Source organism: Bombilactobacillus folatiphilus (assembly GCF_023380265.1).
In the GTDB taxonomy this organism is placed as follows: domain Bacteria; phylum Bacillota; class Bacilli; order Lactobacillales; family Lactobacillaceae; genus Bombilactobacillus; species Bombilactobacillus folatiphilus.
In genome coordinates, this window is the sequence record NZ_CP093366.1 from 455,799 (window position 1) to 476,890 (window position 21,092).

The 21,092-nt window shown below is 40.8% G+C and carries 16 protein-coding genes and 1 riboswitch; of the genes, 12 read left to right on the forward strand and 4 right to left on the reverse strand.

Annotated features, from left to right (window positions below):
• The first annotated feature begins 42 nt into the window (after nt 1–42).
• Nucleotides 43–2,571 carry a M1 family metallopeptidase gene (locus MOO45_RS02330; protein ID WP_249514786.1) on the forward strand — a complete coding sequence of 843 codons (2,529 nt, stop codon included), beginning with the start codon at nt 43–45 and terminating at the stop codon, nt 2,569–2,571.
• Nucleotides 2,572–2,610: 39 nt separating this feature from the next.
• On the opposite strand, the gene MOO45_RS02335 is transcribed toward MOO45_RS02330, so the two are convergent.
• Nucleotides 2,611–4,728: an LTA synthase family protein gene (locus MOO45_RS02335; protein ID WP_249514787.1), complete on the reverse strand. Its 2,118-nt coding sequence runs from the start codon at nt 4,726–4,728 to the stop codon at nt 2,611–2,613.
• 72 nt (nt 4,729–4,800) lie between these two features.
• Between MOO45_RS02335 and MOO45_RS02340 the strand changes: the two genes are divergently transcribed.
• Complete coding sequence (locus MOO45_RS02340; RefSeq protein WP_249514788.1) at nt 4,801–5,403, forward strand: VanZ family protein; 603 nt, start codon at nt 4,801–4,803, stop codon at nt 5,401–5,403.
• Between the two features lie 84 nt (nt 5,404–5,487).
• Complete coding sequence (locus MOO45_RS02345) at nt 5,488–6,828, forward strand: glucose-6-phosphate isomerase (RefSeq protein ID WP_249514789.1); 1,341 nt, start codon at nt 5,488–5,490, stop codon at nt 6,826–6,828.
• A 35-nt stretch (nt 6,829–6,863) separates the two neighbouring features.
• On the opposite strand, the gene MOO45_RS02350 is transcribed toward MOO45_RS02345, so the two are convergent.
• Nucleotides 6,864–7,796 carry a glycosyltransferase family 2 protein gene (locus MOO45_RS02350; protein ID WP_249514790.1) on the reverse strand — a complete coding sequence of 311 codons (933 nt, stop codon included), beginning with the start codon at nt 7,794–7,796 and terminating at the stop codon, nt 6,864–6,866.
• Nucleotides 7,797–7,899: 103 nt separating this feature from the next.
• Between MOO45_RS02350 and MOO45_RS02355 the strand changes: the two genes are divergently transcribed.
• From MOO45_RS02355 to MOO45_RS02375, 5 genes are all read left to right on the forward strand, one after another.
• Nucleotides 7,900–8,388, forward strand: coding sequence for a GNAT family N-acetyltransferase (locus MOO45_RS02355; RefSeq protein WP_249514791.1), 489 nt, complete (start codon nt 7,900–7,902; stop codon nt 8,386–8,388).
• A gap of 40 nt (nt 8,389–8,428) precedes the next feature.
• Nucleotides 8,429–9,886: a multicopper oxidase family protein gene (locus MOO45_RS02360; RefSeq protein ID WP_396022422.1), complete on the forward strand. Its 1,458-nt coding sequence runs from the start codon at nt 8,429–8,431 to the stop codon at nt 9,884–9,886.
• 106 nt (nt 9,887–9,992) lie between these two features.
• The gene (locus tag MOO45_RS02365) at nt 9,993–11,441 is read left to right on the forward strand and encodes an APC family permease (protein WP_249514793.1); all 1,449 of its coding nucleotides are present in this window, start codon (nt 9,993–9,995) and stop codon (nt 11,439–11,441) included.
• Nucleotides 11,442–11,856: 415 nt separating this feature from the next.
• Nucleotides 11,857–12,903, forward strand: coding sequence for a hypothetical protein (locus tag MOO45_RS02370; protein ID WP_249514794.1), 1,047 nt, complete (start codon nt 11,857–11,859; stop codon nt 12,901–12,903).
• The gene (locus MOO45_RS02375) at nt 12,843–14,195 is read left to right on the forward strand and encodes a hypothetical protein (protein WP_249514795.1); all 1,353 of its coding nucleotides are present in this window, start codon (nt 12,843–12,845) and stop codon (nt 14,193–14,195) included. Before MOO45_RS02370 ends, MOO45_RS02375 begins: the two co-directional genes overlap by 61 nt.
• Nucleotides 14,196–14,241: 46 nt before the next feature.
• Here the strand turns inward: MOO45_RS02375 and dapF are convergent, their stop codons facing one another.
• A complete protein-coding gene (gene dapF / locus MOO45_RS02380) occupies nt 14,242–15,225 on the reverse strand; it encodes a diaminopimelate epimerase (protein WP_396022415.1) in 984 nt (327 codons plus the stop codon).
• Nucleotides 15,225–16,586: an aspartate kinase gene (locus tag MOO45_RS02385; protein ID WP_249514797.1), complete on the reverse strand. Its 1,362-nt coding sequence runs from the start codon at nt 16,584–16,586 to the stop codon at nt 15,225–15,227. The genes dapF and MOO45_RS02385 overlap by 1 nt, the downstream gene beginning before the upstream one ends.
• A gap of 172 nt (nt 16,587–16,758) precedes the next feature.
• A riboswitch (Lysine riboswitch) is annotated at nt 16,759–16,932 on the forward strand.
• An 84-nt stretch (nt 16,933–17,016) separates the two neighbouring features.
• On the opposite strand from MOO45_RS02385, the gene lysA reads away from it, so the two are divergent.
• From lysA to dapA, 4 genes are read left to right on the forward strand one after another with little or no spacing between them, the layout of a single operon-like run.
• Nucleotides 17,017–18,327, forward strand: a complete 1,311-nt coding sequence (gene lysA / locus MOO45_RS02390; protein WP_249515132.1) for a diaminopimelate decarboxylase — start codon at nt 17,017–17,019, stop codon at nt 18,325–18,327.
• A gap of 6 nt (nt 18,328–18,333) precedes the next feature.
• Entirely contained in the window at nt 18,334–19,035 is a 702-nt protein-coding gene (dapD, locus tag MOO45_RS02395) for a 2,3,4,5-tetrahydropyridine-2,6-dicarboxylate N-acetyltransferase (RefSeq protein WP_249514798.1), read from the forward strand.
• A 6-nt stretch (nt 19,036–19,041) separates the two neighbouring features.
• Nucleotides 19,042–20,193, forward strand: a complete 1,152-nt coding sequence (locus tag MOO45_RS02400) for an N-acetyldiaminopimelate deacetylase (RefSeq protein WP_249514799.1) — start codon at nt 19,042–19,044, stop codon at nt 20,191–20,193.
• On the forward strand, nt 20,194–21,090 hold the full coding sequence (gene dapA, locus MOO45_RS02405; protein ID WP_249514800.1) for a 4-hydroxy-tetrahydrodipicolinate synthase: 897 nt from the start codon (nt 20,194–20,196) through the stop codon (nt 21,088–21,090).
• Nucleotides 21,091–21,092 lie beyond the last annotated feature (2 nt).

Here is a 21,092-nt window from a genome sequence, read left to right on the forward strand (position 1 = left end):
ATATTATAATAAATTCACTTTAATGATTGGTGGGATAATTTAATGGCAGCAAGATTTTATGATAATTTTCATCCGGAGCATTACGACTTGTACTTGGATGTTAATCGGGCAACAAAGGATATTCAAGGTCAAACAACGATTACTGGTGAGGCTTTGAGTTCAGAAATTAAATTGCATCAAAAGTATTTACAAATTCAACAAGTGCAAGTTAATGGTCAAACAGCTGATTATCAACTTGATGAAAAGAATGAAGCGGTGATTGTTTCATCAATTGAGCCGGGGTCGGTGCAAATTAAAATACAATATCAAGCTCCATTGACGGATACGATGATGGGTATTTATCCGTCGTATTATCAAGTTGATGGCGTTGAAAAGCAGATTGTGGGGACGCAATTTGAAACAACCGCAGCTAGACAGGCGTTTCCGTGTGTTGATGAACCAGCGGCAAAGGCGACCTTTAGTTTGGCAATTAAATTTGATGAACATGATGGCGAAACTGTTATTAGTAATATGCCTGAAGATCATGTGGCACAAGGCATCCATTATTTTGCAACCACTGTCAAAATGTCCACTTATTTGGTCGCTTTTGCTTTTGGTGAGTTGCAGGGGCAATTTACGAAAACGGCTAGTGGCGTGCAGGTAGGAGTTTTTGCAACAAAAGCGCATTTGGCGAAAGAATTAACTTTTGCGGTGGATATTGCTAAGCGAGCCATTGAATTTTATGAAGACTTTTATCAGACACCATATCCCTTGCCACAATCTTTGCAGCTGGCTTTGCCAGATTTTTCCGCCGGTGCGATGGAAAATTGGGGCTTAGTCACCTATCGGGAAACTTGTTTGTTATTAGATCCAGATAATGCTTCCTTAGATACGAAAGAATATGTGGCCACGGTCATCGCGCACGAACTAGCCCATCAATGGTTTGGCGATCTAGTAACAATGCAGTGGTGGGATGATTTATGGTTGAACGAAAGTTTTGCTAATATGATGGAGTATGTTGCAATTGACGCGTTGGAGCCTGAGTGGCATGTTTGGGAATTGTTCCAGACGGCCGAAGTGCCTGCAGCCTTACAGCGTGATGCAACTGATGGTGTGCAACCAGTTCATGTTCAAGTGGAACATCCAGCTGAAATTGATTCAATTTTTGATAGTGCGATTGTCTATGCTAAAGGCGCTCGCATGTTAGTGATGGTTCGATCGTTGATTGGTGATCAAGCCCTGCGTCAGGGGCTGAAAAATTATTTTCAGGAACATCAATTTGGTAATGCAATTGGCCAAGATTTGTGGCAAGCATTGGGGCAAGCAGCACAAATTGATTTGGCAACGATTATGCAGACTTGGTTGGAGCAGCCTGGTTATCCAGTAGTCCATGCTCAAATTCAAGATGGACATTTAATTTTAAATCAGGAGCAATTTTTCATTGGTAACGGTCAGACTAACAATCGTCAATGGCAAATTCCGTTGCAAAGTAATTTTGCGCAGGTGCCTGCTTTGATGACAGAATCGCGATTAGATTTGGGTGATTATCAAACTTTACGAGCACAAGAGCAGCAGCCATTCCGCTTAAATATTGGCAATAAGTCGCATTTTATCGTGGATTATGATGCTACATTATTAGCAGAGATTTTAGCTGACGTGGACCGATTAGATGCGATTACGCAACGGCAATTACTGCATGATTTGGCCTTGTTGGCGGAAGCTCAACAAGTGGCTTATGCGGATGTGCTTGTATTGTTGCCTAAATTTGTCCAAAGTCATTCCAGTATCGTGAATGCCATGTTGTATCAAATTTTGGGTCAGTTGAAGAAATTTGTTCAGGATGATGCAAAAGCTACAACGCAATTACAACAATTGTATCAACAACTCAGCGCTCCTGCGGCCAAACGATTAACTTGGCAAGCTCAGGATTTAGAAAGTAACGATGATGAATTGACACGTCCTGACGTGCTACAAGCGGCTTTGTATGGCCAGAATGCAGATATCATTGAACAAGGACATCAAATTGTTCAGCAAAATATGGCCCACTTAGGAGCTTTGCCTGCAGCTACTCGGGCATTGTTGTTAGCCAATGAAGTTCAAAACTACAATTCGTCCGCGTTAATGGCGCGGTTACTGGACTTGTATCAAACAGCTAGTGACGGTAGTTTAAAACAAGATTTGGCTTATGCGGTGACTAAGACAACACAAAAGGTACAAATTGAACGCTTGATTCAGCTATTTCAAAATAGTAAAGTTATTAAGCCACAAGATTTGCGGACTTGGTACAATTACTTGCTCAAAAATTCAGATGGGCAACAATTAGCTTGGGATTGGTTGCGGACCAATTGGCTGTGGCTAGCAGAAAAATTAGGTGGTGATATGGAATTTACCACTTATATTACGGTCACAGCAAATGCTTTTGCGACTGATGCACGTTTGAAAGAATTTGAAGAATTCTTCACACCAAAAGTAGAAATTCCCGGTTTGGGACGTGAAATTAAGATGGATATCCAAGCCATTCAAGCACGCGTACAATTGGTGTCTGCTGAACAAACGGCGGTGCAAACAACTATTAAAAAATTAATTGGTTAATAAATGATAAAAAATAAGAGCTGCCTTTGATGGCAACTCTTATTTTTGTGGAACTTCATACAATGGACTATCGTCATCTTGTAATTCTGGTGCATCTGTTTTGTATAAATCAGTTGAAGATTTATTACCACGTTTAGAATATAAACTGGTTGAGTCAACACCTAACGAATCGCGGACCTTAATTAATTGCTGGAATTCGTTTTGATAATTGTAATCTTTAGGATTAACTGGGGTGAATCCCTTCGGGGTATAGAATCGCAGCAGATTCGTTTTATTGACACTGTCAGAGAGGTTTAGCTCGTTTGTTTTTTGTTTAGCAATCCGTTTCATTTTTTTGGTTAATGCCAGAGAGGGATCACTGATCAAATCACCAGTACTGTTTTTATAAATCGTTAATTTGTTGTTATTGTTCATGACTGTATACTTAGGAGTGACGAACGATCGATTGCGGAAAACGACATTTTGATCATGCTGTGGTGAAAGCAGGTCGTTACCCATTAACACATATGGTTTAGTACTGATGCCTAACAAATGCAGAAGTGTTGGCAAAACATCAATTTCACCGCCATATTGCTTTTGAACGCCACCTTTTAGATTGGGCATGTGAATCATAAATGGTACGCGTTGTAACTGTGTGTGATCGAATTGATTCCATGTTTTGGGGTCACGATTCAAGATGGGAGCTAAATCTTTTTCATCACCTTCATTCAGGCCAAAATGATCGCCATATAAAATGATAATGGAATTGTCATAAAGACCGCTAGCTTTCAAATAGTTGAAGAATTCGTGAACAGCTTCATCTAAATAATGAACGGTGCCAAAGTAATTATTGACCATCGTGTTAGATGTATCTGGTTTTTGAAAACCGTCTAGATCGCTATCAGACAATTCAAAGGGATTGTGATTGGAGACTGTTAAAAATTTAGCGTAAAAAGGCTGTTGTAATTGTTCTAAATATTTGGCACTTTCAGAAAATAATAATTTATCTTTGCTGCCCCAGTATGTGTTACTATCCGGCGTTTGTTGGAAATATTTTTGGTCAAAAAAGTAGTTATAACCCATATTTTTGTAAACAGTGTCACGACTCCAAAATGATCCAATATTACCGTGGAATACCGCACTTGTATAGCCTTTTTGCTGGCTTAAAATGGCAGGTGCTGCTTGAAAAGTGTTGTTAGAACCCAAGCTAGTAAAAAATGATCCTTCTGGTAAACCAAACAAGCCCGTTTCCAGCATCGTTTCGGCATCGCTAGTTTTACCCTGACCGACTTCGTGAAAAAAGTTCGAAAATGCCAACGTATTGTCAGAGTGATATAAACTATTTAAAAATGGTGTAACCTCTTGCCCTTTAACTTTGCTATCAATCAAAAATTGTTGAAAACTTTCCAAATGGATCACAATGACATTTTTACCCTTAGCCACGCCTTCATATTTAGGATTTGGTGCAGCATCATGTTGTTTGGTATAGGCTAATACAGGATCCATATTGGCACCTTGAGCGCCAGAGCGTAGATTATTACTTTGAGCAGTTTTAATGCTATCATAAGCTAAAAAAGAGTTTAAGCCTAAATATTTGACAATATAAGTTCGATCAAAAGTCCGCACTAATAATTGTGGACGACTTAATTCTGCTAAAAATATATTACCAGCCATTAATAAGATACCTAGACTGGTGACGCTAAAGGCCTGCAACTTGCTAGTTGGATGCGGATCCAGCTTGATTTTTTTGGCCAAAAGTAAAATCAGCAAGATGATAAGATCCACAAAATAGATCCAATCGTGGGGCTTAACCATGGCTAGAGCACTGTTGCCCAGCCCCTTGGCAACTTTGCCGACACTCATGATTGTGCTAATACTGATAAAATCACTGAATTCGCGGTAATACAAGATGTTACTATAAAGTAAAATAGTTTCGATCAGATAAATCACAAAAGCTACGCTGTACGAAACTTTGGGCTTTTTAAAATAAAGCGCTATGCTCAATAGTAAGATCGTCGAAGCAATCGGATTAATGATTAAAAGAAAATGTTGATAGATATCCGCTGCTCCCATGGTGAAGTCCCAGTAGTAGGCGATCACGGTTTTCACCCACAGCGCACCGGTTAAAATCATGATCCAACCGCTTTTTTTTGAACCAATATGTTTTAAAGTTGACATAAATAAATTTCACTCCGTAATTATAATCAATCATAATTTTAACATTTTACAATCCTGACGGTGAGGTTCTCGATGATTTTCTTAAATTCAATATATCAGCAGGTCTATAATCATTGGGCTGGGCGAATTAATCATTTTCCATTAATTCGCTTAATTTTCGTCAGTTTGGATAAAACAATTTTTTATATGCTGTTGTTTGTCGTTTTGCGGATCATTTGGCGCAAATTTCACCCATCAAAAACAACATGGCGCCATGAATTCAATCTGTTTATTTTTACAATTTACTTACTTTTATTATTTTGTTTAACAGTATTTCGACAGGGTTATTTTCCGTGGGATTTTCATTTATACTTACATCGTTCCTTAACGCAGATTAATCTGATACCGCTGGTGGAAACTTGGAAACTGCAACATGGCAAATCAATTGTGGACTTATTATATAATTTGGGCGGAAATATTTTGTGGTTTGTGCCGTTTGGATATTTACGTCCAAAAATTATTCAAAAACCGTATCGAGGTTGGCAAATTATTCTTCAAGGTTTTCTATTATCCGTTTTAATTGAAAGTTTACAATTTATTTTGTTCACAGGGGTCAGTGATATTGATGATGTGATTTTTAATACCTTGGGTACGACAATTGGGTATCTGATCTATTGTAAGCGACCCTTAAGATAGGATTAAGATTTTGATTGATGTGTCTTAGATTATGCTATAATTTGGGCGTGGTTACTTAATTATTAAAAATTTGGAGGTAATATAGTGGCACATATTCAATTTGATGATTCTAAATTAGGTACATTCGTTCACGATAATGAATTAGCGGAAATGCAACCTTTAGTAACAGCTGCAGATCAAGAATTACGGGCTGGAACCGGTGCGGGTAAAGATTTCCGCGGCTTTTTGGATTTGCCAGTTGCTTATGACAAAGATGAATTTGCTCGCATCAAGCAAGCTGCCCAAAAAATTCAAAAGGATTCTGAAGTCTTCGTGGGGATCGGCATTGGTGGTTCTTATTTGGGTGCGCGCGCCGCGATTGATTTTTTAAGTAGTAGTTTTTATAACATTCATAATGATCGTAAAGTTCCTGAAGTGTACTTCTGTGGGAATTCGATTAGTCCTAATTATTTATCAGATTTGTTAGAAGTGATTGGTGACCGTGATTTTAGTATTAATGTGATTTCTAAATCAGGAACTACTACGGAACCTTCGATTGCGTTTCGTGTGCTAAAAGCTAAGTTAATCCAAAAATACGGTGAAGCAGAAGCTAAAAAGCGGATTTATGCAACAACTGATCGTCAAAAAGGTGCTTTGAAGACCGAAGCTGATGCTGAAGGTTATGAAGAATTTGTTGTACCTGATGATATTGGCGGACGTTTTTCAGTTTTATCAGCGGTCGGTTTGTTGCCCATTGCCGTGGCAGGGATTGATATTGACCAGTTGATGCAAGGAGCAGCCGCTGCGCGCGAAGATTATCAAGATCCTGATGTCCAAAAAAATGACGCCTATAAATATGCTGCTTTACGTAATATCTTGTATCGCAAGGGTTATACGATTGAATTATTAGAAAATTATGAACCTAATTTACAATATTTTGGTGAATGGTGGAAGCAATTGGCTGGTGAATCCGAAGGTAAAGATCAAAAGGGTATTTTCCCAGCTTCTGCTAACTTTTCCACGGATTTGCATTCTTTGGGACAATATATTCAAGAAGGTTTGCGTAATTTAATGGAAACAGTAGTCATGATTGATCAACCACGGCATGATCTGGAAATTCCACAGGAAAATGATAATTTAGATGGTTTGCAGTATCTTGAAGGCAAGACGATGGATTATGTCAACAAAAAAGCCTATGAAGGTGTTGTTTTGGCGCATACTGATGGCGGAGTGCCGGTGATGAGTGTCAAAATTCCACAACAAGATGCCTTTACTTTGGGTTATTTAATTTATTTCTTCGAAATTGCGATTGGGATTTCAGGTTATTTGAATGGTATTAATCCGTTTAATCAGCCTGGTGTCGAAGCTTATAAGAAGAATATGTTTGCTTTATTAGGTAAACCGGGCTTTGAAAGTTTGGGTCAAGAATTAAATCAACGTTTATAAAATAAAAATCAAAAAAATAACAGCCGAGGGGGCTGTTATTTTTTTTCTTGAATAATATATAAGGGACGATGCTTAACTTCGAGAAAAATTTTGCCAATGTAATTGCCGATAATTCCTAAGAAGAAAAGCTGCATTCCACCTAAAAAGAGAATGAACGACAGTAGTGACGACCAGCCTTTGGTAGGATTGCCAAAAATAGCTGAACGAACAACAATAAATATTAGTGCGGCAAAAGAAATTGACATAACGAGTAAACCTAACCAAATAGCGATGGTCAGGGGTACTGTGGAAAAATCGGTAATACCTTCCATGGAGTATTTTAACAAGCTCCAAAAATTCCAGCTGGTTTTGCCGGCGACACGTTGTACATTTTGGTAAGGTAAGTATTTAGTTTTGAAACCAACCCATGAAAAAATTCCTTTGGAAAAACGATTGTACTCGGTCATTTCTAAAATGGCATCGACCATATTGCGTCGCATCAAGCGAAAATCGCGGGCACCGGGAATAATCTCAATGTCAGAAATTTTGTTGATAATTTTGTAAAATAAATTGGAGAAGAAGGAACGAATAACTGGTTCACCACTGCGGTCCTGACGCATCGTGCCAATACAATCATAATTGGTTGTTTCTAAAAGATGGATCATTTCGACCAACATTGATGGTGGATCTTGCAAATCAGCGTCCATAATTGTAACTAATTCGCCTTGGGACACCTTTAAACCAGCATACATGCCAGCTTCTTTGCCAAATTGCCGCGAAAATGATAAATAATGATTTTCGACAGCTTTATTGTGTTGTAATTGACGTAATTTTGGTAAAGTGTGATCTGTGGAGCCATCATTAATAAAAATGATGACCGGATGATAGTTGGGTAATTGTTCAAAAGTTTGTTGGATAGCTTGATAAAACAATTCGACTGTTTCTTCCTCATTGAAACAAGGTACAATGATGTTGATAGTGGTTTCCATACATTCGTCTCCTTACTCAATATGAATATTTTAACTGGAACAAATCATAATTACTAGTTTATTATGAGATAAAACTTAGGAGTTCAACAAAGAAGGTTAGGTCATGGCTAATGAACATTTAACTCTACAAAAAATGACTGAAAAACAATTCCAACAATTTTGTCAATCACAAAGTCAAGAATATGCTCGGCAGAAAGTAAGTGAAAAATTGTGGAAAGCTGATGAAGCCTTGTCGCGTGCACAAGATGAGTTTACGTTATTGTTGCCTGATGGTTTACAAACGTATCATAATTTTTTCTATACGATTCAAAACATAGCGCAAAAAATTATAGGTTACGTTTGGTTCGCGGAAGTTTATGATAGTGATCAACCGAGCAAACCGTATGCATTTATCTATGACTTTGTGATTTTGCCGGCATTCCAAGACCGTGGTTTGGGTCAGCAAGCTTTGCAATTAGTGTTGCAAAAAATGCAGCAATTAGGTTATCGACAGGTCGGTTTGCATGTTTTTGGGAACAATCAAAAAGCACGGCATCTTTATCAAAAGTTGGGTTTTGTTGAGACAGATGTGACCATGAAGCATTTCATGTAGAATGATAATGTCGTTGCTTGATGATAAAAAATTTAAGGGAGTGTTCAGTTTGGGACAACGAGCATTTTATCAGCAGTATTTTTATGATGAGAATGTCTATGATTTGCATGATGGTGGTTATAAGAAGTTGGCGATGCCAGCTGTGCCAGAAAAAGCTTTGGCAATGCCATCAGTGTTACAGCCGGATCGTGTCCAAGGTCATGAAGCTTGGTATACGATCGTAGCGCAAACTGGAGAAACTGCGATTTTACCTGGAAAATTGACCCAGACTTGGGGTTATAATGCGTCTTTATTGGGCCAAACGTTGATTTTAGAAGATGGTTGGCATTACCATGTGCATATTGAAAATCATTTGCCAGAAACGACAACATTACATTGGCACGGCTTAAATATTCCGGGTCCAATTACTGATGGTGGACCACATGCGCCTATTATGCCGGGAGAAGCACGCGAAATTGAGTTTACCTTGCATCAAGAAGGTGCGCAAACAGATTGGATGCATCCGCATCCTTGTCCGAACACTGCGCGTCAAGTGTGGCAAGGACTGGCTGCAATGGTGATTGTGACGGATGAACATGCTAAAAATTTGCCAATTCCTCAAGAATATGGCGTCGATGATTTGCCAATCATTTTGCAGGATCGGACGTATCATGATAATCAACTGGATTATGAAGCCGATTATGATGTTGATGGGACTTTGGGTACGGTACCGTTGGTTAATGGGACGGTCAATGGTGTGTTCAAAGTCACAACCGCACAGTTACGTTTGCGCTTATTAAATAGTGCTAATCGTCGAGAATTTCGTTTGCATTTTGATGATGGTCGTCGATTTACCCAAATTGCGGGTGATTGTGGCTTTTTAGAGCAGGCTATTGATCTGGACCGGTTGATGTTGACAGTTCCTGAACGTGCCGAAATTGTGGTGGATTTTAGTGATTGTCAACCGGGCGATCGGGTGCAATTAATGTCTGATGACGCGGTGTTATGCACATTTGAGATGGATGAATTTACGAAGAAGGCGCAAGCCATTCCTGATCATTTGTTCGATGTTCCCAAATGGCAAGTTGATCCCGACAGTCAATTGCAGACAACCGTGATGTCGGGCATGGATGATGAAGTTTTATTGGATGGCAAGCGTTTTGATATGACACGGATTGATCGTCAACAATTATTCAGGCAAACAGTGGATTGGGAAGTCAAAAATACTAATGACGCTTGTGGAGGCATGATTCACCCGTTTCATATGCACGGCTGTCATTTTCAGATTATCAGTCGTAATGGACAAGTGCCTTATCCGAATGAAACAGGATTTAAAGATACAGTTGGTGTCAATGCAGGCGAGACGGTGCGGATTCGCGTGTGCTTTGATGTACTAGGAATCTTTATGTATCATTGCCATATTTTGGAACATGAAGATACAGGGATGATGGCGCAAATTGAAGTGTATGATCCCAAACATCCTAAAACGTATGATTTAAAACCGATGCACGAGATGTAAATTAAATAAATTGCAAAATAGATTTGTCTAGCGGTTGACAAATCTATTTTTGTGTTAGAAAATATTCACCATATTCTAATTTGATTACTAATTTGGAGGCACGATTATGGCGAGTATTAAAGAACGAATATTTCGCAAAGAGGATCCGAGCGTTTATGAAACGAAGGATTCACATTTAGAGAAAACATTAACGACCAAGGATTTTTTGGCGTTAGGAGTTGGGACCATTGTTTCGACGGCAATCTTTACTTTACCGGGCGACGTGGCCGCGTTACATGCAGGGCCGGCAGTTGTTTTATCCTTTCTTGCAGCAGCTGTGGTAGCAGGGTTAGTGGCGTTCGCTTATTCAGAAATGGCATCCGCAATGCCCTTCGCCGGTTCGGCTTATTCTTGGATTAATGTGATTTTTGGTGAGGTGTTTGGCTGGGTTGCCGGTTGGGCATTACTGGCGGAATACTTTATTGCCGTGGCTTTTGTGGGTTCAGGTTTATCGGCCAATTTTCGAGGGTTGATTGCACCTTTAGGATTACGATTACCGAAAGTGTTGGCTAATCCTTTAGGAACTGACGGCGGAGGCATTGACTTAATTGCAGCGATTGTCATTATTTTGGTAGCTCTGTTACTATCTTTAGGTGTCTCCAAAGCTTCTAAGGTTGAAAATATTTTAGTGGTTGCCAAAGTTTTAGCAATTTTGTTATTTATTGTTGTTGGTTTAACGGCTATTCATCCGCACAATTATGTTCCATTCATTCCTAAATATCGTTTGAATCCTGATGGTAGTGCGTTTGGTGGTTGGCAAGGGATTTATGCGGGCGTTTCGATGATTTTCTTAGCATATATCGGTTTTGATTCAATTGCAGCTAATTCAGCGGAAGCCAAAAATCCCCAAAAGACGATGCCGCGAGGTATTCTGGGTTCATTGATTATTGCCGTGGCTCTGTTTATTGCTGTTTCATTGGTTTTGGTCGGGATGTTCAAATATACAGCTTATGCGAATAACGCAGAACCAGTTGGTTGGGCCTTACGACACAGTGGCTTTGGTATCGTTGCTGCGATTGTGCAAGCTATTGCGGTTGTGGGAATGTTCACCGCGTTAATCGGTATGATGATGGCGGGTTCGCGTCTAGTCTATTCCTTTGGTCGGGACGGTTTATTACCTAAATGGTTAGGTCAATTGGATCAGAAAAAGCGTCCGAATCATGCAGTGGTCTTAATTACGATTGTCGCAGTGTTAGTGGGAGCAATCTTCCCATTTGGCGTATTATCACAATTGATTTCAGCTGGAACGTTAATTGCCTTTATGTTTGTAACTTTGGGTATTTACGGCTTACGAAAGCGTGAGGGTAAAGATTTGCCAGATCCGAGCTTCAAGATGCCTCTGTATCCAGTGATGCCGCTGTTAGGTTTCTTAGGCTCGTTGGTGGTCTTCTTAGGGTTAAGCAAGGAAGCTAAAATCTATGCGGCCGGTTGGTTTGTCGTTGGTTTAATTATTTACTTCACGTACGGGATGAAGCATTCTTATTTAAGTCAAAAAAATAGTCAAGGGGAAGCTTAGGTAAACTAAGCTTCTTTTTTGTGTCTTTTGAAAGCGATTAATCAAAAAAAGATTTATAAAATTTAATAACACATTATTCAATTAAAAAAATAGACTTTTTTGGATAAAAAATAATTACTGCAATTATTCTTAATAAAATACTATATCAAATTGCCATTTTAGTGAACAATAATTCTCGTGATTTAATTCGACTCTTGTTCAGCCATTTGCAAACGTCACAGCAATCAACTAAACTGAAATTAATTTCACAAGTGTAAATACCAACAAAAACAGGAGCGGTATGTTAAAATGTCTCATCATTCATCACGATTAGCTGGAACTAATAGAAACCATAAGAAAATCCTGGGGGGGTTCACTCCTATTAATTTTTGCTAGTTTGATTTTTTTAGTTTCAATACATAATGTGCAAGCTAAAGTGGCCACGAAAACCGCGCCACCCGAAATTACACCTAATATGATTGATGATGGCTTTAATTCGTCAGAATATACGCAAGAAGAACAGGCAATGCCCACGGATAATAGTGATCATAATTTATCGTTTGATTTAGCCAATAATAGTTTGAGTGGGATGTTGTTGCGGTCGTATTCAACAATTCTTGACTCTTCAGAAAGAGAGGGGCTGGTGGGGAAAATTTCTGAATATGGGCATGAATTGTTTTTGCTGAATCGTTATTTAACTTTTGATGGAGATTATGGTTTGTGGCCCGCAGTCGATGCTCAAAATGTTAGTTTTAAGGAATCCTTGACGTTAACTCCATATCATGATACGCAAACAGTGATCAACAATCCCCATGCGCGAGGCAAATTTTATCTTATTAAAGACCAAGCGGGGCAAGTGCAGGGGGTGAAATGGTTAAATTACTCATCTAGAACGAGGGTTACGGGAGGAAATATTCCGCAGAATGCCTTTCTAATGGAGGAATTATTGACGCCGTCAAAGAGCTCAAGTTTTGGAATTGATGATCAATTATTTGTTAAAAATGTGACGAATGCGACTTATGCTTACGGTGTAGATTATTATGGTGACACATATGGATCGTTAGTGCCCACAGCCTTAGGGAATAATCAAGGTTTCACGGCATACACAAATGGTAATCAATCAAAGGTGACGGTGAGAACTAAGGTGGCCGATGGACCTAATCGTTATTTTCCAAAACATGATGTTTTTGTACCTTATGGTTATGACGGTTTATTAGACTATTTGATTAAGAGTCAGGGGACTAGTTTTAATAATTATGTTGGAGAAGAGGCCGGCAATTATCCGAAGGGCACAGCGTTAAATTCAGGTCAGACAATGAACTATTTTGAATTATTGTGGCCCTTACAACAAATTGCGCCCCAAGAAACCCAGCGCCATCGAGCTGAGCTAGAGCTGGAGCCCAGAGGAGCCGCCAACCGGTATTGGCCCAAAGATACAGTAATGCGACTTCTTCGCACCGGAATCATCCGGGGGATCAATTGAATTTGACAGTGCAATTAGAAAATAAGAGTGATGGTAAGGGTAGTTTGACGCCCAAGACCTTTTATGTGACTTTGCCGCAAGGACTGTCGATGACGGCAGACGATCTCAAGCAGATTACGCTTGGGTTTTCAGGGCTTCCTGTCGTATTGTCTGGTAGTTATAATGCCACGACTAGGCAAGTCAAGATGGTCGTACCAGCTGGTTCTAGTTCAGGGATAGTATTAAATGGTCCTGCCAATCGTGATATGGTCAAATTTCCCGTTACAATTGCCACCGATGCGCCAGTCGGTAATGCGGTGATTAAAACCAGCTTTTCTGGTGATAATCAAGATGCTACGGGCGATCATCAGACGGTCACGGCGGCTGCCCCGGATTTAACGATTCCCATTACCAAAGCTTTTGACGCTAAATTGACATTAGGCGTGAAGAACACGAAAGACACCGGTGATTATGCCAGTTCGGCGACGTATGTGCCGGGGGATACTCTCCAATATCATATGCAATATCAATTAAACGAAGCTAATATGTACAACTTAACATCGCCAGTAACTTTTAGTAGTCGTAATGCGGGGTTAGATTTTAGCAATAGTGCACCAAGTGTGACGGTAAATGGTGATCGTTCCGCGGCCTCGGCAACGGTCGATCCTAACACGGGCAAAATTACGGTCACCAAGGCCAGTGGCAATTTTAGTCCCGGGGATTTGCTTGATTTGACTTATAACGCGAAAGCTAAGGCTGATCCGGTGGCTGGTGAACCGGGAGCTAAACACGAAAGTACGATTAAGATACCGTATAATACGGTGGGCATCAATGTGACCATGAATGGTCAGACGCTTTCGAATACTTCCGCTTCAACATCGTTGCAACGCAAGGATTTAGATTATTTTGTCCGTGTGCCTGAGGTGATTGATTTTGGGCATAATCCGCGCGTGTTTGATAGTCCGTTTTACAACACTACAAACGGTCGGTTGAAGTTCAGTCATTATTCGGCGTCTAGCAGTAAGCAGTATTATCTGCAAGTAAAGTATAATCAAGATTTGCGTACGAGCGCTTACGCTTACTTGCGGCCGGATTCAGGGAACGCGCTGATTGAATACCGAACGGATTCCTCTGGAACGTATCAATCAATCGATGGCACTGCAAGCAATTTGACGACGAGCGGTTTGACCACGCAAGGAATTAGTGATTTGACAAGCTATGTGTCGGATAAGCATTTTCGGTTGAATTCCAATGATAAACCGCTGGGCAATTACAGCGGCACGATGACGTGGACGTATAGTAATTCATTGTAGGTTTGACGTAAAAAAGAGTTTGCATAATTGAATGCAAATTCTTTTTTTAGTTGCGATATTTGGTTGCCCGTTGTTCGTAAGTGGCGACTTCGGGTGATAAAGTTAACTTGATTTGCGTAAAATCAGCGTTGGAATCGTGTAAGGTTGCTTCAGACAGGGTTAAATGCCCCATGATAGTAGCATTACCGATAAGTTCCATCCAATAACGATTCTGTACTTGGTGAACTTTGACTTGTACCAGCCCGCCGGGATTATAGACGGTAATGGATTTATCCAATTGAGCTTGCTGTGGATAAGTCAGGACGAAAGCCAAACTCGTAGCTGACATGCCCGTGCCACAGGCGTTGGTTAAACCGACCCCTCGTTCAAACGTTTGGACAAATAATTGTTGATCCGCCAAAATTTGTGCAAAACTGAGATTGACACCGTCTGGAAAATACGGATTAGGAGCATTTAAGCGTTGACCTAAGGCGACTAACCGGTTTTCTTGGTCAGAAAGATCATCGACAAAGCTAATTAAATGTGGATTGGGCACGGCAATCGCGGTGAAAGTTAGTTGCGGATCAAGTTCAGGTAGCGGTTGGTTGATTAATTCGGTAGCGTTAACATTAGTCAAACCGATCTTGGGTAAAGCAAAACTAACCGGCGAAATTTCGACGCCAAAAGCAGGGACTTGCGGAGCTAAATCAGGATAACGTTTGACTTGTAATGTTTGTTGCGGTGTTTGTACCTGAAATTGGTCTAGATGGTTTTGGTCAGCTAAATAGCGCGCTACTGTGCGCAAACCATTGCCGCACATGGAAGCTTGGGAACCGTCCGCATTGAACACCCGCATTTGGGCTATTGCCTCAGGATCGCTAGGTTGATCAATGACTAATAAACCGTCAACTAAGCCGAAATTGGGCGCTTGGGCTAAGTTTTGAACCAGCTGTGCTAGTTGCGTGGATGTGAGTGGTTGCTGCAATTGTGTTTGGTCTAACAAGAAGAATTGGTTCAAGGAACCATGAACTTTTAATAATTGCATCTTCATTACTCCTCATGAAAAAAAGTATGATAAATAGCTTGGACAGCCTTAGGGGCATCAGCCTGTTTGGTGCCCAGCATAATGGAAATTCTCGATGCGCCTTGGTTAATCATGTGTAAGCCAATCTGATTTTGAGCCAAAGAATCAATAATTTTTTGGACAACCCCGACTTTATTGGCCATGCCTTCGCCAACCACCATCAAAATGGCGTAATCATCAATCCATTCTAACTGATCTGGTTGCAAAGTAGCTTGAATTTCTTGGCACATGGCTTGCTTAATAGCTGGTGTAAATTGTCGCCGATCAAAAATGACGGTCAAATCGTCAATTCCGGAGGGCATATGCTCATAAGAAATCTGATATTTATAAAAAATTTTTAATAATTGTAGTGTAAATCCAACTTGCTTATTTAACAAGTAGCGGTGCAAATATAAGGCTGCAAAATGATTGTCGCTGGCAACACCGGTAACAATTTGGTGAGGCTGCAACTGTTGTTGCGGCACAATCATGGTTCCTGGTAACTGCGGTTGATTGGTATTTTTGATATTAATCGGAATCTGACCTTGAATGGTCGGAATTAGCGCTTCGTCATGAAAAACTGAAAAACCAGCGTAAGATAATTCTCGTAATTCACGATAGGTCATTTTTTTGATCGGTTGCGGTTGTGCAACGATACGTGGATCAGCGGCGTAAACTGCGTTAACGTCAGTGAAATTTTCATAGAGTTGTGCGTTGAGCCCCTTGGCTAAAATAGCGCCAGTAATGTCCGAACCACCGCGTGAAAAAGTGGCGATGTGCTGGTGCGATGTCAGACCGTAAAAGCCAGGCACTATGTAAAAAGTGTGGGGCTGGACAGTTAGTTGCCGCAATTTAGCATAAGTTTCAGGCAAAATTTCCGCGTCGTTGGGTTGATCGGTCACGGTTAAGCCAATAGTTTGCGGATCCCAAAATTGGGCGGTGTAACCTAACTTTTGAAGCACGAATGTGAGTAATTGTGCGTTTAATTTTTCTCCATGAGCCTTAAATGCAGCCAAGAGATACGCGTCAGATGGGTAATTGGTCGTTGCTAAGGCGGTTAACTGCGTTAATAGCGGTTGCAAATCAGCAGCAGTTAAGGCAAAATTTTGACCAATTTCGGCGTAACGTTGCCAAATGGTCTGAATAATTGCGTTAGGATTTTGATGCGCTAAGATGGTCTGCGCGTATTGAATTAAGAGATCAGTCACCTTGGTGTCGTGAGTAAATCGCTTGCCCGGTGCCGAAGTCACAATGACCTGCCGTTTTGGATCATCTGTAATAATTTTAATAATTTTATCGAATTGTTCCCCGGTCGCTAGTGAACTGCCACCAAATTTTACCACTTTCATAATTCACCATTTCCTTTCGCAAAAATCAGCCAAGCACTAATTTTAGCAAAAATAAAATCAATTAATTTGCATTCTAACATTTATTTTTTAATCTGCAACTGTTTGATTTTTAATTCAAAATTGATTTAAATTAAAATACCTTGACAAGAAATAGAATTAATTATAAGATTTGGACTATCGAAGAGGTCGCAGCGGCCATGATTACCGATTGGAGTTTGTCAACTGAGAACGTCGGGAAAGGGAATGCTGCCGAAGTATTAATCTATTGACAAAAGATTAATGACTGGGACGTGATTGAATAAATCACGGACTGTCGTAGATCAATCTACGGAGCGCTTTCGACAAATTAAACTCAACTAATAAAGTGATGGGTTCTTTTGTTCGATTGCGGACGAAGGAACCTTTTTTAGTTGGAGGCTTAATTTTGCACATGAAAATTAACGTGAATGAACAAGGACATTTAACTATTGGTGGCTGTGATGCGCTTGAGTTGGCGCAAAATTATGAAACCCCCTTGGTTGTCTATGATGTAGCGCAAATTCGTCAACAATTACGCAGTTATCAGGAGGCTTTTAAGCAGCAACAAATTTCAGCAGTAGTGAGTTATGCCAGCAAGGCCTTTTGTGCCAAGGCGATTTACCAAGTCGTCCAACAAGAAGGTGCCCATGTAGATGTGGTTTCTGCTGGTGAGTTGGCCACGGCGTTAGCAGCGGGTTTTGATCCGCAAAATATTAGTTATCATGGCAATAATAAATCTTTGGCTGAGTTAGATTTTGCGATTGCCCAACAAGTTGGTGTGCTTGTGGTGGATAATTTTTATGAATTAACTTTGTTGCAAAGCTTATTGCATTACAAATATCCACGCCAAACGATTCAAGTGATGTTGCGCATTACACCGGGGATTTCGGCGCATACGCATGAGTACGATCAAACGGGTCAAATTGATAGTAAGTTTGGTTTTGATGTGAATTCAGGTCAAGCTGAAAAAGCACTGCAACAGGTTTTACAAAATCCACAGTTAGATTTAATCGGCATTCATGCGCATATTGGTTCGCAAATCATGGCAGTGGCGGGATTTGAATTATTAGTCGCTAAATTATGTCAGTTAGCGCATGCTTGGCAGCAAAAATATCACTTTGAAACGAAAATTTTGAATTTGGGTGGCGGTTTTGGTATTCGTTATACCGATTCGGACGAGCCGTTGACAGCACAACAATTTGTTGAAGCGATAGTTCAGACTTTGCGTAAAGAATGGGTTAACTCAGATTCCGAGTTGCCACAGGTTTGGATTGAACCGGGGCGTGCAATTGTCGGTAATGCAGGTGTTAGTTTGTATACGATTGGTTCGAAAAAAACAATTCCCCATGTGCGCACCTTTTTGACTGTGGATGGTGGCATGGGTGATAACATTCGTCCAGCTTTATATCAAGCACAATATGAGGCGGTGTTAGCACGAGCGCCGCTAGCTGCTGCTGAACAAACCGTTACAGTGGCGGGACGTTATTGTGAGTCAGGGGATGTGTTAATTTCACAACAGGCTTTGCCCGCAACACAACCTGGCGATATTTTGGCTGTATTGGCGACTGGAGCTTACGGCTATTCCATGGCATCAAATTATAATCGGATTGGCCGACCGGCTGTCGTTTTTGCAGAAGAAGGTCAGGGTCAAATAGTAGTTGCACGTGAAGAAATTGTAGACTTGATGCATTTGGATCAAGATTATGTCAAAGAAAACGAGTGAAAAATAATGAATACACAAGAAATTATTAAGTTTATTAGTGAAGCACCTAAGAAAACGCCTGTGAAAGTTTTTGTGAAAGGGCAGTTGGATCAACTTCAAGACACTGAGCCATTAGAAACTTATTTTGGCGATCAAGCAGGTGTGGCATTTGGTGATTGGGCAGATGTACAAACTTTTTTGCAAGCCAATCAGCAATTGATTAGTGATTATCATTTGGAAGTACAAGCGCGCAATTCTGCTGTTCCGTTATTAGATACGAAAGATGTATCTGCTCGAATTGAGCCGGGAGCGTTAATTCGTCAGGAAGTGACGATTGGTCAAAATGCGGTAGTCATGATGGGTGCCGTGATTAATATTGGCACACAAATTGGTTCAGATACGATGATTGATATGGGGGCTGTTATCGGTGGTCGAGCACAAATTGGTGCGCGGGTGCATGTGGGCGCGAATGCAGTGGTGGCTGGGGTGATTGAACCAGCTTCCGCGCAACCGGTGGTGATTGGTGATGACGTTTTGATTGGCGCGAATGCGGTCATTTTAGAAGGTGTCCAAGTGGGAGCAGGTGCCGTCGTTGCAGCAGGTGCGATTGTGACCGAAGATGTATCGCCCAAAAATGTTGTCGGAGGTGTCCCCGCCAAAGTTTTAAAACGTGTTGATGAGCAAACGACGCAAAAGATTGGTTTAGAACAAGATTTACGAAAGTTGTGATAGTCGATGTTTAATAAGAAAGAAGACTTAATTCAAGTACGCCGGCATCTTCATCAAATTCCTGAATTAGCGCTACAAGAGCAAGAAACGGCAAGCTATTTACGCCAATTGATTGCCCAGTTGCCACAAGACTATTTAATAGTAGAAACAGTTCCAAAATTACCTACAGCCATTTTAGTGCGGGTGCAAGGAATAAAGCCCAAACGCACAATTGGTTATCGGGCAGATATGGATGCTTTACCTGTACAAGAATCATCAAGTTGTCAGTATGGTTCACAACATGCAGGCGTGATGCATGCTTGCGGACATGATTTTCATTTAACGATTGCCTTAGCTGTGTTGGCATATTTTGCACAGCATCAACCGGTGGATAACTTAGTTTTCTTTTTTCAACCGGCTGAAGAAAGTCAAAGTGGCGCGAAAATTGCCTATCAAGAACAAGCTTTTACTGGGGCATTTCAAGTCGATGAATTTTATGCATTACATGTCAAAGATGACCTACCCGTAGGCAAGATTGGTTGTCGTGTCGGAACGTTGTTTGCGGGCACCACAGAAGTGAATGTAGATGTTTGCGGCGTAGGTGGACATGCGGCAGCACCTCAAAGAGCTCGGGATGTCATTGTTGCGGCGGCACAATTTGTGACACAAGTTCAGACGATTATAGCCCGGAGCATTGATCCGTTAGCGAGTGGCGTGATCACTTTTGGTAAATTGAATGCGGGTAGTATCCGCAACGTGATTGCTGATCATGCTCGGTTGGAGGGTACGATTCGGGGATTAGATCAGGCCATGATTGAGCAAATTAAACAGCGTTTGCAAGAAATTGCTAATGGGGTTGCAAATAGTTTTCAGGTCAAGGTGGATGTGAAGTTTAATCAAGGTGGTTATTTGCCAGTAGTGAACCAAGTGGAAATAACGACAAGTTTTATTGATTATTTGCAACAAAATCCACAAGTTTCATTTGTGCAAACAGCGCCAGCGATGACGGGCGAAGATTTCGGTTATTTGTTGAGCAAGATTCCCGGGATGATGTTTTGGTTGGGTGTTCAAAGTCCATCCGGTTTACATACGGCCGGCTTTGAGCCAAATGAAGCTGCGTTGACAGTCGGCGTAAAAACAGTGATTGGTTGGTTAAAGCAAAGAATGGAGGAAAAGTAAATGTTTGATAAAGTAGAATTGATGACGGCCATTGTGACGCCATTTACAGCAGATAATCAGATTGATTTTGCCGGTTTGGAGCGATTGATTGAGCATTTGTTAAAAACGGGCAGTCAAGGCTTTGTTGTAGGTGGGACGACTGGTGAGACGGCGACGATGACGCAAGAAGAAAAGTTGTTACTTTATCGCCGTTTTAGTGAAATTGTAGATGGACGGGTGCCGGTGATTGCTGGTACGGGATCCAATAATACCCAAGAAACGATTACTTTTACACAACAAGTGGGACAAATTCCCGGCATTGACGCTACTTTGGTCGTGGTGCCGTATTATAACAAGCCGGATCAGCGGGGAATGATGGAACATTTTCAAGCTGTGGCGGATAAAAGTCCAGTACCATTGATGATTTACAATATTCCGGGGCGTACCGGTGTCAAAATGGAACCCAAAACAGTGGTGCAATTGGCACAAAATCCGCAAATTATGGGGATTAAGCAGTGTTGTGACTTGACAGATTTGCAGACAATTATTGAGGCTGCTCCTGCTGATTTTCTAGTTTATACCGGTGAAGATGAACAAGCTTTGACAGCCAAAGTGTTAGGCGCAAAGGGTGTGATTTCGGTGGCTAGTCATTTATACGGACAACAAATGCAGGCTATGTATCAGGCCTTAGAACATGGTCAAATTGAAAAAGCTGGACAATTGCAGCGGCAATTAACGCCACGAATGCAGGCACTATTTCTTTATCCTTCGCCTTCCGGGGTCAAAGCCACACTCAATGCACAAGGTTTTCAGACTGGTGGTTGTCGTTTACCGATTGCAGATTTAAATGACGAACAACAATCCCTGTTAGCACAAGCTTTACAAGTCAATGATTTAGCACAGACGTTAGATTTTTAAGG

What these genes read in the sequence shown, in the direction of transcription:
- MOO45_RS02330 (WP_249514786.1), top strand. Translation starts at nt 43, where the DNA reads ATGGCAGCAAGATTTTATGATAATTTTCATCCGGAGCATTACGACTTG.
- MOO45_RS02335 (WP_249514787.1), bottom strand. Translation starts at nt 4,728, where the DNA reads ATGTCAACTTTAAAACATATTGGTTCAAAAAAAAGCGGTTGGATCATG.
- MOO45_RS02340 (WP_249514788.1), top strand. Translation starts at nt 4,801, where the DNA reads ATGATTTTCTTAAATTCAATATATCAGCAGGTCTATAATCATTGGGCT.
- MOO45_RS02350 (WP_249514790.1), bottom strand. Translation starts at nt 7,796, where the DNA reads ATGGAAACCACTATCAACATCATTGTACCTTGTTTCAATGAGGAAGAA.
- MOO45_RS02355 (WP_249514791.1), top strand. Translation starts at nt 7,900, where the DNA reads ATGGCTAATGAACATTTAACTCTACAAAAAATGACTGAAAAACAATTC.
- MOO45_RS02365 (WP_249514793.1), top strand. Translation starts at nt 9,993, where the DNA reads ATGGCGAGTATTAAAGAACGAATATTTCGCAAAGAGGATCCGAGCGTT.
- dapF (WP_396022415.1), bottom strand. Translation starts at nt 15,225, where the DNA reads ATGAAGATGCAATTATTAAAAGTTCATGGTTCCTTGAACCAATTCTTC.
- MOO45_RS02385 (WP_249514797.1), bottom strand. Translation starts at nt 16,586, where the DNA reads ATGAAAGTGGTAAAATTTGGTGGCAGTTCACTAGCGACCGGGGAACAA.
- lysA (WP_249515132.1), top strand. Translation starts at nt 17,017, where the DNA reads ATGAAAATTAACGTGAATGAACAAGGACATTTAACTATTGGTGGCTGT.
- dapD (WP_249514798.1), top strand. Translation starts at nt 18,334, where the DNA reads ATGAATACACAAGAAATTATTAAGTTTATTAGTGAAGCACCTAAGAAA.
- MOO45_RS02400 (WP_249514799.1), top strand. Translation starts at nt 19,042, where the DNA reads ATGTTTAATAAGAAAGAAGACTTAATTCAAGTACGCCGGCATCTTCAT.
- dapA (WP_249514800.1), top strand. Translation starts at nt 20,194, where the DNA reads ATGTTTGATAAAGTAGAATTGATGACGGCCATTGTGACGCCATTTACA.